Below are 17606 nucleotides of genomic sequence, written 5' to 3'. Positions count from 1 at the left end.
GAACAGCAACGCAGGATGAGGGATGTTTAGCCATAACCCTTCGGGCTGAGGCCAGTTTTTCTCATTAACTTCGTCGTTCGTCATTCATTTAGCCCGCTAATATCACTCCTCTCTCCTTGTTCTGAGAAAAACTAGCTCTCAGCAGGACCTATTCAATTAGTGTCGACAGGCCCTAATGGTGGGAACAGGGTGTTATCTGTTCCGGTGATATTTCTCTGTGCTTAATTCAGATTGTCGGCGATACGTTCGATGGTTGCCTGGTCCGCCTTCTCATTTCTGGTCGTCCAGTAATTAAGAACGGCTTCTTTTGTCAGATTGTTTTCATCGGCTAACGCCGAGCGGCATGCCCATGCCAGTAAGTGGTTTGGATCTTTCCAGCCATCATACAGATTGTGGGCATACTGGTCGCACAGGTAAACCATGGAGCCACTGTCCTGTGTCATGACAAACCAATCGCCTGAAGGGTCTGATCCCAGAGCGAAGAGTTCTGTATCGCTGTTGAAGTCATCCAGCTGTTGTCTGAAATCGAAAGCAATGGCTTCCTGGGTAAAGGGCCAAAGGGATGGAAACTGACCGTCCTTATTCAATTGGATGTAAGTTTCAAACCAGCGGTGCCATTGCTCAGGAATAACGTGTTTGAACCGAAGTAATGACTCGCTCTCTGGTATTGAGTATTTAAAATAGTTAATGTTTTTGAAATTATTGCATTCTTCGATAAATTGTTCAGGAAAGTAGCCATCCGCTACCGGAGCAGTAATGATGTTAAGCAAATAGTCTGTATTCATGTTACATCCAGATTGTAATTAATTATCGGTAAACACGGTCAATTATTGGTTTTTAATTGTACGGCATGTGTCTGATGATTTTAGTCTTCAGGATCATAAAAGATTGTGCTAACCGATGCTGAGAAACTTTTTCATTCTGACAGAAATTTGCTCTGTACTGATGGCTGTATTTGATACTTCGATGTCTGTTGCATTGGAAACACAGATCGTGCTATCAAACGTTACTTCGCGGTAAATTTCCACCGGTCTGGAGCAGACACAATAAGCCAGAAACTCCTCATCGCCGTCGGTAACAAAACGATAGGTGATGGTATCAACGAAGTTGTGAAGCTCTATCGGTTCGTTGGTGTAGAAAGAATCAATATTAACAGTAACGCCGGTTCCGGTGGCATCTTTTACCAGTTGCTTCAGCGCACCGGCATAAGGCAGGTCTGCGGGAATGTCTACGTCTTCAATTTTTCCTATGCTTACAGTACTTTTCATTGCTGGTTCACTTTGAGTTGTATTAATTGACCGTCAGCATAAAAGGCTGAGCGTTTATTCTGCAATGCCCTGTTCGTACTGGTTTGGTCTCTGTCGGCCTGGTTACTGCTGGATCAGGTGCTGCCGGATCGGTTGCAGAGGGCAAGATCGCTGCTGGTCTGGCTGCTGCTTATTGGGTCGCTGTTGAATAGCATGTATAGCCCCGGCCGTTCATGCTTTAATCTGGTTTTTATTAAGCCTTCAAAAGCCCCTATGCCCGATTGGATGATACTCAGTGAATGGCCCTGGCTGTACAGCTACGGTGGTTTATTTATTCTCGCCTTGCTGGCTGCCAGTCTGTTACCGCTTGGCTCTGAGTGGTTGCTGCTGGTATTGCTCAGCCAGCAACTGGACCCGCTGGCATTGTGGCTGGTCGCCAGTACCGGTAATACCCTCGGCAGCGTGCTGAACTATGCCATTGGCTACTATGCAGCCGACCGGGTTATAGCCAGGCAACAATCGCAATCGAATATCAGCCGCTGGCAACAGGCCGAACGCTGGTTTGGTCGCTACGGTATCTGGAGCATGCTGTTGGCCTGGCTGCCAGTAGTGGGTGATTTACTGACGCTGGTTGCAGGCGTATTGCGTGCTAACTTCCCATTATTTTTACTGCTGGTCGCCATCGGTAAGGCCGCCCGCTACGCCGTATTAGTAGCGGGGTTTGATTATATGGTGGAGTGAGGAGGATGCAGCCTATGGCTGAATGATATAACTACTAAAAAATTTTAATGCCAGTAACTGATTCAATAGGAACCAGCCCGATATAGCGACTATCTTTTGCCGCGTTGCGGTTGTCGCCCAGCACAAAGAGATAACCGTTGGGAACTGTAATCTCTTGATATGGGTGCTTTTCCGCGTTGCCAGCCAGTGAGATTCTATAGTTAATATCTCCGATAAATTCTCTGAAAACCGTACCTGACGAATCAGACTCATCGGGTTCCCGGTATAAATCTTTTCCGTTCAGAATCACGTTATTCTTATCTGTAACAACCTTGTCTCCCGGTAAGCCGATAACTCGCCAGATAAAAATATATTCTTTACCATTCTCGCTTTTCCGGAATGACACAATGTTACCCCGGATTATATCTTTCGCTGAGAAAAGGAAGCCAGACTTTACAAAGATCAGGCTGGATTGTTCTATTGTTGGATACATGCCCTTCTGAGGAATAAGCATCATCCGGATGGGTAAATTATCCCGCCAGCTTTCAGCTGCTAAAGTTATCGTCGCCAATAAAGATAAAAAGATCACGATGTATAATTTTATAAATGCTTTTATCATTTTCTTAATGCCATATAGAAACTAACTTGACCATTATTCTGAAGATGCTTTCGTATTCACTCAGTACATCTGGTGAATAACGCGCAATTTGGAGCCTATAGCGAATTCCAGTTCCATAAGCATGGAATCGGAAATCTCACATCCGAGATCGACAGTACGCAGAACGAACCGACTGAAACCCATAGGCCACTTATAACAAAGATCGTTCAGCGTGGTGGGTTTTCCGCAGCAGGGAGTTTGTATTGTGCTTATCGTGAACCCATTCTCATCTGAGTAGCTTTGATCCATAAGGGCCTGCCAATGCCCAATCTCCATTTCAGCACTGCAGTGTGGACAATGTATAGACTCAAAGTTTTCGCCACAGTCCCTGAATACAATGTGTGTATCGGTTTCGGGCGTGATCTCAGATTTTTCCAGATTCCATGCTTTTTGAATCAGTGCAGCAGCGGCTGCCTGAGATTCTTCGTCTGGAATAAAGTCGGGTTCAGCAGGGATAAAGCAAATATAGTGATCTGACATTTGTGTGCCCAGAGCTTTAACGCCCCCAACAAACACGAGCGTAGCGAGTCAAGTTCTATAGGCCTTTGTTATAGAGGACATTTCTCACCATGCCTATCATATGGATACGATCGAACCTCACTACAGTTTTGGTCATAGCACAGAACTATTATTTCTATGCAACGTTTTTTTCCAGTATACAAATAGCTGAATCTAGGCTTCGGCTGTACAGAAGATTTAAAGGAAGACAGTTCATCAGACGTTAAACCCTGCTTCGCAAGATATGAAACAACGCTACTCCTGGCCTGGGCTTCCATCTCTGCGGTTCTAATAGTTGGTGTTTCGTAACCATCGCCACACCCTACCAGCAGTGATATACCAAAAAAGGCGGTAAACATGTTTCTCGACACCAGCATCAATCTGTCTTTTGCCTTATAACGCCTTGGGTAAGCTGCCGGGACGGAGCGCAGCGTAGTACCGACTGCTTTGACTTGTTAACCGTTGCTTGGCACCAAGCAATTTAATAACCATTCTTCTAGTGAAGGCGCCAATTGATATACTTCACTATCGGCTTCCCACTCTACAATTATTTTACCATCAGGGTCTATTGCAATCGGACTTCCCGAACCATCCCAACCGATGATGAAGCTATTACCAATAGTCCAACCGTTCTCGCTTGCACATTCTTCATCAAACTTAGTGTGAGTCGAATGCAGCTCATCTATGGAATCAACCCATTCAGAACCTATGACTCCTCCTCCGCAGTTTAAGAGAAACCATCTATAGTCTTCTGGTATCGCCCGGCATACGTCCTCGAAATCTTCGATTTGTGCTTCACTCGCAGGCGGATAAGAAATGTCAGGCTCTCTGGCTTTCCAGAGCTCGAGGATTCTTTTCTTCGATTCTTCGCTGATCATATTTTACGGTTAACGCCTCAAACACCGGCTTGGTAAAGTTGGCGACTTTTTTGGAACAAAAAAGGTGACAGCTTTACCAAGTCCGCGTGCTTTGACTTGTTAGCGATCACGGTACCAGCCAATCTCTGTCTGGACGTGCGAGCTGCCTTGCATTGTTGTACGCCATATCTAAGGTAAGACAAGTTGACGCCCTATAAAAGCCATCGTGGTTTACGGCAACTACAGCCAAGTCTGCTACTGATGGGTTACCCAAGCAAAGAGGTAAAAGTAATTGAATATTGCCTCTGTGGTACTGGGGAATTGCGGTTTTATAGTTTCTTTTTACTCGCTCAATAGCGTTGTCAATTGCACCTTTTAAAAAGGTCTGCAACGCATAATCATCCATTGATTTGTAAGGCTCAGGAAAGCGCTCTTTATTGTCTGAGACAATATGCTCAACATTCAGGCGCAGCTCCTTTGTAGCATCAAAAACAAGTAACCCGGGGTTGTCAAAGTAGTTGGCCATTTCTGGCAAAGATTCGAAACGAGTTAATTCATGTTGGCCTTTCCGACGCCAACCGACAAAAAACCAGTTTTGATTTGCATGAGGCTGGCGATTTGTGGAACAAAACGCAAATATTGGCTCTTGTGTGGGCGTAACTAGACCTGTATTGAATGCTAGCGATTGTCCATCGGTTGATACTTCAAGTTTATCTTCCTCGGCCAAGCGCATATAAGTGTATTGGAGGTAATTAAATAATACTGGCTTATGATGATCGGACGCAGTGTTTTGATAATCCCAATCTTCTGGTTCCGCTAGCGCAGCAAGCTCGTCTAATTTTTTATCCATGTCGGGAATAAAAACAAGATCAAATAGTTTTTCTGGCCATGTACTCACAATTACTCCTTAATTTTGATTTGTAGCGCTAACAGTTTCTTAGTAGGCATGCTCATTAACACACCTAAACCCTTATTCAGATTCTCAGCCTAAACCATTGTCCGGGCTGTAAAAATCATCGTTATTTTCTTTCTTGTCAGGATATAAACGCGCATGTGCGCTTTTACACTGAATGCTCTTTACACTTTGCGCGTTATCACTTTTCGTAAAACCCTAAATGATTGATTTTTCAGGCATCTTTCAGGGCTGAAGGTATCAACTCGCGCATGCGCGTTTTGCTACAGGAGCGAAAACGCGCATCAGATTCCGGCAAACGGAAAATATACTGTTTTCATATACAGACTTTTCTGTCGAAGGTTTTCCGTGTCTTCCGGTCACAGACAGCAGCTGATTTTCTTTCACACACGCTGCCGCCCGTCCTTGTAAGCGCAGGGCAGGAATTGCGTGGGTAAAGCTTTCGGATTTCGGGCGGGGAGGGTATCGGTGCTGAGTCAGATAAACCGACCTGACGGTCTGATTTCTGGTGTTGTTATATCGTGCGGATACGGCTTCCCTGCTGGTCTGAAGATTACTGAAGTTCTGGGATGGGTTCAATAATTGATAAAAATGGTTACAAGTGGCAAAGGGCGACAGTTGTTCACTGTCGTGGTCTTATTGTTGCTGCAGAGTAGCCGCTGCGCGGTCTTGCTTTTGGGCTGCCGCCCGGCCCCATGACCTCTTTGAGGGGTCTTACCCCTCACGCCGGTCTGGCAAACTCCCCGCTTCGCGCTGTGCAGGTCTTAATCCGTTCTGAATCATCCAGCGGTCTCGGTAACGCGAATAATGGGCCATCCATGGCCCTATTCGCTCGCCCGGCATCCATGCCGGTACGTACCGGCGCAGAATGATTCAAACCGGCGTCCTGCAGGCGCATAAAAACCATGACGCGAAGCTGCTTTTCAGTTCTTGCTTGTGTTTGTTTTGAAAAGCCGCGTTGCGTCTGAATGAACGCGGCATTTGTGCGGCGCCAGTCAACCAAGTGATTCTGCGGCCTTCAGAGCAAAACCCTGCCCCGGAGCGATGCATCTGGATAGATGTTTTATATAGTCGATCCGGGGCAGGCTAAATGGCAGGAGCCATTTCAACAGCCGCAGGCTGGCCCGAAGGGTGAAGGGCATGGATGCCCGTAATCATTGTTTTGCGTGCCGCATAATCGCTGCAGTTGGCTGAACAGCACCGGACAGCCGCAAGAGAGGATCGGAAGGAGATACTTCTCCTTGCATGGGGCGCAGGGGCTTGCCCCGCATTGGCTTCAATTAACTACAAAAGCCAACCCGTGCAGCGGCTACAACTCAGAACACAATCTCCAGCACACTTCCACGCAGAGCGTGGGAGCGAGAGGTCAACGGGCCGGGCGGCAGCCCAAAAGCCAGCCCGCACAGCGGCTACTCAGTCCACGCAGCGGCTACTCATCCGCTGCGCCGGTTAACCATTTCATGCTTTAATCACCCCCTGTATTAACGAGGACACACCGGTGAGTAAAACCGCCCCCGACAAAGGCTTTGAGCTGTGCTGGCACGAGTATCAGGCGATCAGCCTGCGTGCCTCGCTGCTGCTGGCCTATCACCATTGGTCAGAGGAGCAGGTGGCGGCAGCGCAGGCGCTGGGGGCTGTGCGTGTTAATGGCGTGGTTGAGTACGGCGATATTGAGTTACAGCCAGGCGATAACATCAGCCTGTTTTTGCCCGATCATCAGGAAGAGGCAGTTGATACTGGCTGGAAAATACTCTGGCAAAATCAGGAATTAACGGCCGTGCATAAACCGGCACCCCTGCCGGTATCGCGTACTACACGTAATTTATTTAATACCCTGATCAGCCTGTTCCGCCGGGCTACAGTGCATAAAGACGCGCATTTATTACACCGTCTGGATGCCGAAACCTCGGGCATTATTCTGCTGGCTAACTATGCCCATGCCGATAAAAAGTGGAAGAAAAAACTGGAGCGCTTAATTGAGCGCAAGGTTTACCACGCGCTAGTTTGGGGCACTCCTAAATGGGAAGAGAGGGACTGGCAGCATTATGAGTGCCAGACCTTTCTGGCCGAAAAAACCGACAGTGCTATCCGCTCGCAGATGCATGTGGTGGCAGAAGATGAAGCCGATACAGTCAAAAGCCCGAAGCTGGCAACCACCCGGTTCCGTGTATTAAAAACCTTTAATGGCTACAGCCTGATTGAATGTGAATTGCTGAGCGGGCGTAAACATCAGATCCGTGCCCAGCTGGCACATCTGGGTTATCCGATTATCGGCGATAAAATCTACAGCCATAACGGCCGCTTTTATTTAAAACGTCTGCAGCAGGATTTAAGTGCAGACGATTATGCCCAGCTTGGGGCAGAGCATCATTTGCTACACGCCTTTGAATTACAGCTGAATACCGCGACGGGCGATCACCGCGATGAGGTGGTGATTTATGATAAAGACTATCCCAGGGCCTGGTTGCCTTATCTGCAAGGCGCTTCTCTTTAAAACCGCACTTCTCGTTAAAAACGCTCTGGCCTTAAGCGGATCAGAGCTGATCAATATCTTTAATAATAAAATCGCGGTGTAAAAACGCCCCGGAATCAATATACAGACGGTTGCCGATGCGCAGCTCGTGCTCGGTTACGTTATGGCCGTAAATAATCCAGTCGATTCCGGCAATATCGCCAGCCGTTTGCTGTTTAAACGGCTCTCGTGCCCAGATGGCACGCTCGGCCAGATGATTATCCAGCTGGTCAAAGTCCTGCCAGTCAGCGAGGGGAAAGTCGGCATGAATAACCGCCACGCTTTCGTCGTGGTGGTTCATCAGTTCAATTGCCAGCGGCAGCTGTTCTATCTGCCGGAACCAGTCATCCCACAGGCTTTTTTCATGTTGCAGAATCCAGTCACCACCGTGCTGTAAAATCAGCTCGCGTGAGGTGGCATTATCTTCGCGGAAGGCTTCGTACAGCAGCTGCTCATGGTTGCCGATAACCGCAAAAAACCAGGGTTCATCAAGCAGTGCCAGCGCTTCGGGTGATTGCGGCCCACGGTCGACCAGATCGCCGGTGCAGATCAGGCGGTCGTGATTTTTATCAAACCCCATACGTTGCAGCTGGGCGTGAAGCGCAGGCACGCAACCGTGCAGGTCGCCGACAACAAAGTCGCGGCCTTTGGCATTTTTACCTAAACGAAGCAGGCGTGGCTGAATCAGCATGACAGAAAGTGGAACCGGTAATAAAAGGAATAGCAGGAGCCGACAGGCCGTTGCTGCTGTCCGGGTCGTAAAGACCGGGTGCGCAGCATACAATGCCGGCTTCAGAATGCAAAAGACGATGACCCGGATTCCGCCATGATCATTCCTGTCATTCTTGCCGGTGGCACAGGCACACGCCTGTGGCCACTGTCTACCCGTGATTGCCCCAAGCAGTTTCTGCCGCTGCTCGATCCTGAACGGTCGCTGCTGCAGCAAACCCTGCTGCGCGCGCAGGATCTGTTGCAGCGGCTCGGCCAGCCAGCTGTTGAGCCTGTTATTGTCTGCCATGAGGCGCAGCGTTTTCTCGCTGCCGAACAATGCCGGGCGCTGAATATCCGTGCGCAGATTGTGCTTGAAGATGAAGGGCGCAATACCGCACAGGCGCTGGCGCTGGCGGCGCAGCATCTGGCGCACAATTCACAGCACCTGGCGCATAATTCACAGCACCTGGCGCATAATTCACAGAAGCCCGCGGAACATCGTGAACAGACGCTGATGCTGGCGATGCCTGCCGATCAGACGCTGAGCGATAACGCGGTACTGGCTCAGGCGATTGCGTCGTTGCAGGCACAGGTCAGTCAGGGCGCCGCCGGTATTTTTGGTATTGAGCCTGAATATGCCGCAACGGGGTTTGGCTATTTACGTAAAGATGCGGGCGGGCAGGTTGTGGAATTCCGCGAAAAACCCGATGCAGACACCGCTGCACAATGGCTGGCGGCTAATACCCGGCAACAGGCTGGCTGGTTATGGAACAGCGGTATTTTTTTCTGGCAGGTTCAGGCTTTTTTACAGCGCCTGAGCGAATATCAGCCAGCGCTGTTTGCTGCAACGCAGGAAGCGATGGCACAGGCGCAGCAGGATCTCGATTTTATCCGCCCGGCCACCGGGCCTTTGCAACAATGCCCGCATTTACCCGTGGATATTGCCCTGCTTGAACCGCTCAGCGCGATTGCGCAGGCCGTGGTTGCGGCACCACTGGTTAACAGCGGTTGGAATGATATTGGTAACTGGCAGGCACTCAGTGAACTGAGCGAAGCCGATGCGCAGGGAAATATTGTGCACAACAGCGCAGCCGCTCACGGACGTTTTCAACACAGCCGCAATAATTATCTGCACAGCAGCAGCGGGCGCGATATTGCGTTATTGGGTGTACAGGATTTATTAGTGGTGGATACCGCCGATGCCCTGCTGATTGCGCATAAAGATCAGGCACAACAGGTGGGGTCACTGGCACCTGCCGCCAGCGCGGGTAAAACAGAACCACGGCTGGTGTATCGTCCCTGGGGCAGTTATGAAGTACTGCATCCGGGCGACGGGTATAAAATCAAGCGTCTGCGGGTAAAAACCGGTGGGCGTTTATCATTGCAGCGTCACCGCTTCCGCGCCGAGCACTGGGTTGTGGTGCGCGGTGAAGCCACGGTTATTCGTCAGCGTGATGGAGTGCAGAGCCGCGAAGTTCTGCACGCTAACGAATCGACATTTATTGCGCTGGGCGATATTCACTCGCTGGAAAATAACGGCGATGTTCTTCTGGAAATGATTGAAGTGCAGTCCGGAGATTATCTTGCAGAAGATGATATCGAACGGCTGCAGGACGCTTATGGCAGAAAATAAACGTGGCCGTGGATAAAAAACAGCAGCAGGCAGGTATCAGCAACAAATGGCGCTCATATGACACAGGTTTTACTGGTAGAAGATGATCCGCAATTAAGCCGCGATGTGGCTTTTTATTTAACCCAGGCCGGTTATCAGGTTGAAGCCATTGACCGTGGCGACTGGGCGATGAGCCATCCGGATGTGCATAACGGCCGTTTTGATCTGGCCGTGCTGGATCTTGGTCTGCCGGGCGCGCCGGGGTTGCAGGTTTTGCAGCACTGGCGCGCCCACGGCATTTTATTGCCGGTATTAATTCTGACTGCGCGCAACAGTTGGCAGGAGCGGGTCGATGGTCTGAATGCCGGTGCCGATGATTATCTGGGTAAACCCTTCCGCAAAGAAGAACTGCTGGCCCGCCTGGAAGCCATGCGCCGCCGTCTGCAGCAGGATGGCCAGTTACGCTTAACCGTTTATGGTCTGACACTGGATGAAGAGCGGCAAAAAGTTATGCTGAACGAGCAGCGGCAGGAGCAGGAACTGACCGCTACCGAATTCAGTATGCTGCGCCTGTTAATGCAAAAAGCCGGAAAACCGGTTTCTAAACAGCAGTTGCTCGACAGTCACTATGGCTGGCAGGAAGAAAAAGATGACAATCTGGTGGAGGTTTATATCCGCCGTCTGCGGCGTAAAATCGGCGAGCAGCGTATCCGCACCCTGCGTGGTCAGGGTTATGTATTACAGCAGGGGGATAACTGATGTGGTCTCTGTCGGCGCGTCTGTTGCGCTACATGGTCAGCGGTCAGATGCTGGTGCTGTTGTTTATGTTGCTGGCCGCCGGTATTGCACTGAATATTGCCGCACAGGATTACTTTAAAAGCCGCCTCGAACATGACCGTGACTTATTGCTGAATGAGCTGAGCTGGACCGGCCCGATACCCGAAATTGAGCATGAGCATTTAACTCCGGTCTTTAATCAGCCCTTTTCCGGTCACTATTTTCAGATCAACAGTGACGATGATTTACTGCTGTCGGTTTCGTTGCAGGGCATCAGGTTGCATGACGAACATATTCACGATGTGAAAGAAGGCGAGCCACAATGGCACTGGCAGCCGTTTGAAAATAACCAGTATTTATATGTTCTGAGCCAGACCCTGAAGCAGGGTGAGCGCCACCTGCATGTGCAGGTGGGCGAGGATTTTCAGCCAATTATTAATGCTTTTCTGCATGCATTTTTCTGGCTTGCCGGTTTATTCTCATTGCTGCTGACGGGGCTGTTCCTGTGGCAGCGGCGTTTGCTAATGCGTACGCTTAAACCTTTCAGCCAGATCAGTAATCAGCTTAAACAGCTGGCGCAGCAGGATATTGATCAGCTGCCACCACCGGATATGCAGGAGCTGACCGGACTGGTAAATGAAATTAATGCGCTGGGTGAGCGCACCCGTGAACGGCTTAACCGTGCCCGTCTGGCATCGGGCAATTTATCCCATTCATTAAAAACCCCGCTGGCAATTCTGGCTAACCGCCTGAGCAATATGCAGGAACAGAACGGCGATACGGAACAGCAGGATCTGACTGAGGCGCGGGAGCTGGTCGAACGCATGGGGCAGCAGATTGATAACGAAATGAAGCGCGCGCGTATCGCCGGGCTGATGAGCCGGGCACCGAAAATTGAGCTGAATGAAATGTTTGATCAGTTGCTGCTGACCCTGAAAAAGCTCTATCCGCATATTCAGCTACAGTGTCATATGGCAGCCGCAATCCGTTATCCCGGTGACCGTGAAGATATTATCGAACTCTTCGGTAATTTACTGGATAACGCCTGTAAATGGGCGCAGACCGCTGTCGACGTGGATATCCGTGTGGCTGAGGGGCAGCTGCTGGTCTGTATCAGCGATGACGGGCCGGGAATTGCAGAAGAAAAAATTCCCGGACTGATTAATCCGGGCGAAAGACTGGACGAATCGGTTAAAGGCTATGGTCTTGGTCTGGCCATTGTTAGCGATATCGTGGCGCAGTATCAGGGCAGGCTGCAGTTAAAAAACCGGCCGTTAAATAACGGCCGCGGAGGTTTGCAGGTAACTGTTACTCTGCCGTACTGACATACGGGTTTAATGCGCCGCAGGCCAGCAGTGGCTGCAGCCAGTAATGAATATCGTACTGTGGAAAAGCAGCGGCCAGCTGTTGCAGCAGAGTATCTGCCCGTTGCGGCGGCAGATGCAGGCTGATTACTGTGCGTTTCTGTTTTCCCTGAATCTGCTCACTCAGACTTAACTGCTCGTTGCGGTTACTGTGACCAAAAGCCTGCCACGAGGTAAAGCCGGGCAGATTCTGTTCCAGTAACCAGTCAGCAATCGCTTCTGCCTGCTGTGGCCGGGTAGAAAGGGTCAGTAATACATCGGTCATTTTATTTCTGCTCCAGAATAAAGCGGCGGTATAACACCGGCAGCACATAGAGGGTCAGCAGGGTTGAGGTAAATAAACCGCCGATCACCACAATGGCCAGCGGCTTCTGAATTTCACTGCCGGGGCCGGTGGCGAATAATAATGGCAGCAGACCAACGGCACCGGTGGTTGCGGTCATTAATACCGGACGCAGGCGGCGCACCGCGCCATCCCGTACTACCTGTAATCCCTGTTGCCCAAGGTTCAGTAAATGGCGGAACTGATCAACCAGCACCACGCCATTCATCACGGCGACGCCCAGCAGGGCAATAAAGCCAACCGATGCCGGAACCGATAAATATTCACCGCTTAACCACAGGGCAATAATGCCGCCGATTAATGCGAAAGGAATATTGGCGAGAATCAGCAGCGCTTCATCCAGCCGGCCAAAGGTGGTGAATAACACCAGTAATACCAGAGCAATGGCGACCGGCACCATTAACCCGAGGCGGGCATTGGCCCGTTGCTGATTTTCAAATTCGCCACCCCAGGACAACACATAACCTGCCGGCAGCCTGATGTTTTCCGCAACCCGCTGTTGTGCGCTGGCAACAAAATCACTCAAGGCCACGCCGCTGACATTAACGTTAACCAGTGCAAATCGCTGACCCTGCTCGCGCTTAATTAATACCGGCCCCTGCACCTCTCGTGCGCTGACCAGTGCCGATAAGGGGACGGCCTGACCATCGGCGCTGGCCATCGTCAGCTCATTCAGTAACTGCTCAACCTGCAGCCGGGTTGGCTGACGCAGCAGTAACGGAACCTGGCGGTCGCTGAAGACCACGTCGCCGCTGTTAATACCTTCCAGATAGCTGCGCAGGGTTTGCTGTACGTCTTCAACGTTAAAGCCAAAATGAGCAATACGCGGGTAATTATTTTCCAGCTGCAGATAGTGCATGCCATCGGCCTGTGAAACCATAACCTCGCTGACGTCGGTCAGATTTTTCATTTCATTACCGATCTGGTCGGCCAGACGCTGCAGTTCGGCCAGATCGCTGCCAAACACTTTAATGGCAACGTCACCACGGGAACCGGAAATCATTTCTGATACACGCATATCAATGGGCTGGGTAAAGCCGTAATCAACACCGGGAAACTGTTCCATCACGGTGCGGATCTGGTCTTTAATGGCGTCTTTATTTTCTGCCTGCCACTGATCGCGTGGTTTCAGTTGCAGGAACATATCGGTTTCATTCAACCCCATCGGGTCCATACCCAGATCGTCGGAACCACTGCGGGCAATAATCCGCTCGATATCGCTGACCGCTGCCAGCATGGCGCTCTGAACTTTCAGGTCGATGGCGGCGGACGCCTGTAAATTAATGGTGGGTGTTTTTTCCAGCTGCACAATTAAATCGCCTTCATCCATCTCCGGCATAAAGGCTTTGCCGGTCTGCAGGTAAGCCAGTATGGCCAGTACAATGGCAACCGCCAGTCCCAGCATAATAGGTTTAGGATTCTGTAAGGCAGCCGACAGGCTGGATTCATAACGGCTTTGCAGATGCACGATCCAGCCTGGGGTGCTTACCTTGTTTTCGTTGATGGCAAGGGTGCATAACACCGGAATCAGTGTCAGTGATACCAGCAGACTGCTGGCCATGGCAAACATAATGGTCATCGCTACCGGCGCGAATAATTTACCTTCCAGCCCCTGCAGGGTCACCAATGGCGAAAATACCAGAAGAATAATCAGGGTGCCGGAAATAATAGGCACCATCACCTCTTTAATAGCGCGGAAAATAACATGCATACGCGGCAACGAGCGCGAGCCCTGCTGTAATTGCGTGACCGTATTTTCAACCACTACAACAGCACCGTCGACCAGCATACCAATGGCAATCGCCAGGCCGCCCAGACTCATCAGGTTAGCGCTCATACCGAAGTAATCCATGATAATAAAGGTCATCAGGGCAGACATCGGCAGGTTAACCGCCACCACCATGGCGACCCGCACGTTACCAATAAATAAACCGAGCAGAATAATTACCAAAGCAACGGCAATCCATAAGGCTTCTGATACGGTATTAACGGCGCGTTCAATTAAGTTGCTGCGGTCGTAAAACACATTAATGCTGAGTTCTGCTGGCAGGCTGGGGCGCAGTGTGTCGAGGGCTTCACGTACACCGCTGATTACTTTCTGGGCGTCAGCGTTTTTCAGTGCGACGACTAAGGCCTGAACTGTTTCACCCTTTCCGTCTTCGGTAACCGCGCCATAACGGGTCATGGATGACAGCGAAACGGTGGCAACATCGGCAAGACGAATGGCGCTGCCGTTATGCCAGCGGATAATGCGGTTTTCCAGATCCTGCAGGCTCTGAATGCGGCCACCACTGGAAACGATAATAGATTCTTCACCGCTGTCGATGCGTCCGGCGCCGTCGTTACGGTTATTGCTTTGCAGAAAATTGTGCAGATCCTGTAATGTCATTCCGGCGCGCGCCAGTGCCAGTGTATCCGGTGCCACCTGATAGGCTTCGACCCGGCCGCCGAGGGCATTAATATCGGCCACACCGGGCACCGTGCGCAGCAACGGTCTGATCTGCCAGTCGAGGATACGGCGTTTTTCGGCAAGCGATAACGGGCCGTCCAGAGTAAACATAAATAATTCGCCCAGTGGCGTACTCATGGCAGCAATGCCACCGCTGATACCCTGAGGTAAATCCGGCCATATTGCCGCCAGGCGCTCGGCAACCTGCTGTCTGGCCCAGTAAATATCGGTGCCACCGGTAAAGTCGACGGTAATATCGGTGATGCCGTATTTTACCACCGAGCGCAGAATACTCTGGTTGGGAATACCCAGCAGTTCGACTTCGATTTTCCGTGTGACGCGGGTTTCAAGCTCTTCCGGTGCCAGCCCCGGTGCTTTAATAATAATTTTTACCTGAGTCGGAGAAATCTCCGGGTAGGCATCAATACGCAGATTCTGAAAGGTATTCAACCCGGCCAGAAAAACCGCAACGCTGATAACAATAATCAGAATGCGCTGTTTTAATACGCCCTGTAATAATGCGGATAACATTTATTCGCTCTCCATACTTTGCCAGAGAGCTTTCAGCGCCGCCGTACCACTGATGGCAATTTCACGGTTTTCCAGTGCCATGTCCTGCAGTAATAAACCACGGTTACCGGCGATGAACTGCTGCAGTTCGGTTACCTGCAGTCCATCAGGTGTGCGGATAAATACCCAGGATTTATCGTTATGGCGTACCCGGGCGGCAGCTTCTGTTGGCCAGCCGGAAACCTTTGATGGAATATCAATAATCAGACTACTGCCCGGTATCAGATTATCTGCCTTAAGCCATACTTCAGTCTGCGCGGCTGCATTCTGTACGCTGCCGATACTCTGAACCGTCGCCTGTTGCTGTGTGGCAGAAATATTAAGGTGCTGGCCAATACTCAGGTTATGCAACAGATGCTGAGGCACCCAAAGTCGTAAGCGCAGCGCATTTTCCGGCCAGAATTCTGCCAGGGAGTCACCGGCCATAAAATGCTCGCCGGGCTGATGTTTAATGGTAATCAGCCAGCCACTTTCCGGCGCCTGCAGAGCATAATCGGCATCGCTGGCGTTTTGCCATTGCGCAGGAAGATGCTTCAGAATCTGTGCGTTAAGTTTTTTCTGATCATTCAGCTGCTGGCATTGCAGTTGTTGTTCCTGTAAATCCAGGCGAGAGGTCAGGCCACTTTTATTCCGCTCCCGCATATCACTGAGACGCTGATTACACAGGCTGACCTGTTGCTGTAAACGCTGGTTGCTCTGAAAAAAATCCAGTACATCGTGGCTGTGCAGTAATGCCAGAGGTTCTTTTTCAGCAATAAAATTACCCGTTGTGGCTTGCCATTCTTCCAGCCGTCCTTCGAAGGGCAGGCTGATATTTTCAGCCTGACCGGGAGCAACAGTACTGATTGCCGGCAGGGATGCCAGCACCACCTGATCCTGTTTTCCCAGCGTCTGAAAGCGTACCCCCAGATTGTCCAGCTGCTCGTTACTGATGGTCAGCTGTGTGGTAACGGGCATATTTTCAGCAAGGCTGGTCTGAGTGCTGGCCAGTAACAGACTGACGGCCAGTAACGGATTAATGTACAGACAGCAGAATTTCATAACAGGGGCTCCTGTAACTGAGCAGATAAATTAACAACGGTTGTGCTGAACAGGTTCATAGCGAATATCCCTGTAACAGATTCCACTGGCTGATATTGCGCAGATATTCAATCCGCGCTTCATCGGCCTGTTGTTGCAGGCGCCAGATGCTGGCCTGAATCTGCAACCACTGAAAACCTGACAGGCTGCCGCGCTGGTAAGCCTGGTACTGGCTCTGATATTGCGCGCTGGCCTGCTGGCTCATGTCTTTTAATTCGTTCATACGTTGTTGTTGCTGCGGCAGGGTTGTCGCCAGAACATTGCGCTCGTTCTCAAGTTGTTGGCGGGTACGCAGCCATTCGCTGTGGCGATTACCCAGTTCGCGTACTGCGTTGCGGCGCTCGCTGTAATTGCTGCTGCCAAAATCAAAGCTTATTCCGACTTGCAGAGCATCGCTGGCGGGCTGAGCATTAACCGCCTGCTGATGTTTTACGCCCAGACTTAAACGCGGATTGAGCGTATTTTTCTGCTGGCTGCGTAATTGCGCATCGGATAGCTGTTTTTGTATCTGCAATAACTGCAGTAACGGATGGTTATCCAGCGGTTGTTCCGGCAGGAGAGTGAAAGACCAGTCGCCGGGTAATTCCGTCAGCGCTGTCCACTGTTGCCACTGCTGCTGCAGAGTCTGTTGCTGGCGCTGGTTCAGCAGCTGCTGATTTTTAAGCTGCTGATATTGCTCCTGCAGGGTAAGGCGATCGGCAGCCGGACGTTCGCCCTGACGGATTAATAAATCCAGCCACTGCAATTGTTGCTGCATTGCTGCCAGGCGGTCCTGAATTCGTTGCTGACTCAGGTTGAGGCTCTGCCAGTCCCACCACCAGGTCTGTAATTTCCCCGCCAGCTGCCAGCGCAGCAATTGTTGATAAGCCAGGCTTTCATTGCCCGCTGCTTGCTGATAATCGCGCTGACTCTGCATTAAGCCCGGACGAGCGAGGGGAAGTTCCAGCCGGGTTTGCCATTCTTCGGCACTGCCGCTGGCATCATTGCCCTGCTGATAATCGACGGCAATGGACGGGGCTGCAGCCAGCCAGCCGGGCAGGCGCCGGTTGTTAATATCGTTTTCTGCCGGCAGATACTGTTGTTCCGGCAGCTGTTGCCAGGCTGCTTCGAGGCTTTGCTGAAAGTTACCCCCAGCCTGAACCCCGATTGCTAATGGCAATAAAAGCAGGGCAGCGAGAAAGCGCTGCGGCTGAATATTCTTCTGCTCCATAAAGTGTTCTCCGCTGAATACCGGAGGCAACATAGCGGCACAAGCTGAAACGAAACTGAAAAAGGCCGCTTTTCATGTAAAGCAG

General features: G+C 50.8%; 16 protein-coding genes. 5 read left to right on the top strand and 11 right to left on the bottom strand.

Annotated features, from left to right (window positions below; genetic code table 11):
- Positions 1–221: 221 nt before the first annotated feature.
- A complete protein-coding gene (locus B3P58_RS01985) occupies positions 222–785 on the bottom strand; it encodes a hypothetical protein (RefSeq protein ID WP_286715715.1) in 564 nt (187 codons plus the stop codon).
- A 108-nt stretch (positions 786–893) separates the two neighbouring features.
- Positions 894–1268, bottom strand: coding sequence for a hypothetical protein (locus B3P58_RS01980; RefSeq protein ID WP_286715713.1), 375 nt, complete (start codon positions 1266–1268; stop codon positions 894–896).
- 252 nt (positions 1269–1520) lie between these two features.
- On the opposite strand from B3P58_RS01980, the gene B3P58_RS01975 reads away from it, so the two are divergent.
- Positions 1521–1988: a YqaA family protein gene (locus tag B3P58_RS01975; RefSeq protein ID WP_286715711.1), complete on the top strand. Its 468-nt coding sequence runs from the start codon at positions 1521–1523 to the stop codon at positions 1986–1988.
- A gap of 34 nt (positions 1989–2022) precedes the next feature.
- On the opposite strand, the gene lepB is transcribed toward B3P58_RS01975, so the two are convergent.
- From lepB to B3P58_RS01955, 4 genes are all read right to left on the bottom strand, one after another.
- Positions 2023–2586 (bottom strand): signal peptidase I, encoded by a 564-nt coding sequence (lepB, locus tag B3P58_RS01970; RefSeq protein WP_286715709.1) that lies wholly within the window; start codon positions 2584–2586, stop codon positions 2023–2025.
- A 60-nt stretch (positions 2587–2646) separates the two neighbouring features.
- Positions 2647–3105 carry a hypothetical protein gene (locus tag B3P58_RS01965; RefSeq protein ID WP_286715707.1) on the bottom strand — a complete coding sequence of 153 codons (459 nt, stop codon included), beginning with the start codon at positions 3103–3105 and terminating at the stop codon, positions 2647–2649.
- Between the two features lie 473 nt (positions 3106–3578).
- On the bottom strand, positions 3579–4001 hold the full coding sequence (locus B3P58_RS01960) for an SMI1/KNR4 family protein (RefSeq protein WP_286715705.1): 423 nt from the start codon (positions 3999–4001) through the stop codon (positions 3579–3581).
- A 106-nt stretch (positions 4002–4107) separates the two neighbouring features.
- On the bottom strand, positions 4108–4878 hold the full coding sequence (locus B3P58_RS01955) for a DUF3825 domain-containing protein (protein WP_286715703.1): 771 nt from the start codon (positions 4876–4878) through the stop codon (positions 4108–4110).
- A 1513-nt stretch (positions 4879–6391) separates the two neighbouring features.
- Between B3P58_RS01955 and B3P58_RS01950 the strand changes: the two genes are divergently transcribed.
- Entirely contained in the window at positions 6392–7387 is a 996-nt protein-coding gene (locus B3P58_RS01950) for an RluA family pseudouridine synthase (protein ID WP_286715701.1), read from the top strand.
- Between the two features lie 40 nt (positions 7388–7427).
- Here B3P58_RS01950 and B3P58_RS01945 read toward each other — a convergent pair whose 3' ends face one another.
- On the bottom strand, positions 7428–8096 hold the full coding sequence (locus B3P58_RS01945; protein WP_286715699.1) for a metallophosphoesterase: 669 nt from the start codon (positions 8094–8096) through the stop codon (positions 7428–7430).
- A 135-nt stretch (positions 8097–8231) separates the two neighbouring features.
- Here B3P58_RS01945 and B3P58_RS01940 point away from each other — a divergent pair, with 135 nt between their 5' ends.
- From B3P58_RS01940 to B3P58_RS01930, 3 genes are read left to right on the top strand one after another with little or no spacing between them, the layout of a single operon-like run.
- On the top strand, positions 8232–9749 hold the full coding sequence (locus B3P58_RS01940; RefSeq protein WP_286715697.1) for a mannose-1-phosphate guanylyltransferase/mannose-6-phosphate isomerase: 1518 nt from the start codon (positions 8232–8234) through the stop codon (positions 9747–9749).
- Positions 9750–9806: 57 nt separating this feature from the next.
- The gene (locus B3P58_RS01935) at positions 9807–10487 is read left to right on the top strand and encodes a response regulator transcription factor (RefSeq protein WP_225692909.1); all 681 of its coding nucleotides are present in this window, start codon (positions 9807–9809) and stop codon (positions 10485–10487) included.
- Positions 10487–11830, top strand: coding sequence for a sensor histidine kinase (locus B3P58_RS01930; protein ID WP_286715694.1), 1344 nt, complete (start codon positions 10487–10489; stop codon positions 11828–11830). The genes B3P58_RS01935 and B3P58_RS01930 overlap by 1 nt, the downstream gene beginning before the upstream one ends.
- Here the strand turns inward: B3P58_RS01930 and B3P58_RS01925 are convergent.
- The 4 genes from B3P58_RS01925 to B3P58_RS01910 are packed head-to-tail and all read right to left on the bottom strand — an operon-like array spanning position 11814 to position 17521.
- Positions 11814–12134: a DUF3240 family protein gene (locus B3P58_RS01925; RefSeq protein ID WP_225692911.1), complete on the bottom strand. Its 321-nt coding sequence runs from the start codon at positions 12132–12134 to the stop codon at positions 11814–11816. The two genes, B3P58_RS01930 and B3P58_RS01925, sit on opposite strands and share 17 nt — an antisense overlap.
- A gap of 1 nt (position 12135) precedes the next feature.
- The gene (locus tag B3P58_RS01920; RefSeq protein ID WP_286715692.1) at positions 12136–15192 is read right to left on the bottom strand and encodes an efflux RND transporter permease subunit; all 3057 of its coding nucleotides are present in this window, start codon (positions 15190–15192) and stop codon (positions 12136–12138) included.
- The gene (locus tag B3P58_RS01915; RefSeq protein ID WP_286715690.1) at positions 15193–16272 is read right to left on the bottom strand and encodes an HlyD family secretion protein; all 1080 of its coding nucleotides are present in this window, start codon (positions 16270–16272) and stop codon (positions 15193–15195) included.
- A gap of 55 nt (positions 16273–16327) precedes the next feature.
- A complete protein-coding gene (locus B3P58_RS01910) occupies positions 16328–17521 on the bottom strand; it encodes a hypothetical protein (protein ID WP_286715687.1) in 1194 nt (397 codons plus the stop codon).
- Positions 17522–17606: the final 85 nt, after the last annotated feature.

Source organism: Thalassolituus sp. UBA2009 (assembly GCF_002335285.1).
Taxonomy (GTDB): Bacteria; Pseudomonadota; Gammaproteobacteria; order Pseudomonadales; family Oceanobacteraceae; genus Venatoribacter; species Venatoribacter alkanivorans.
The sequence above is the reverse complement of the archived record's forward strand: the minus strand, read 5'-3'. Positions and strand labels throughout refer to the sequence as shown.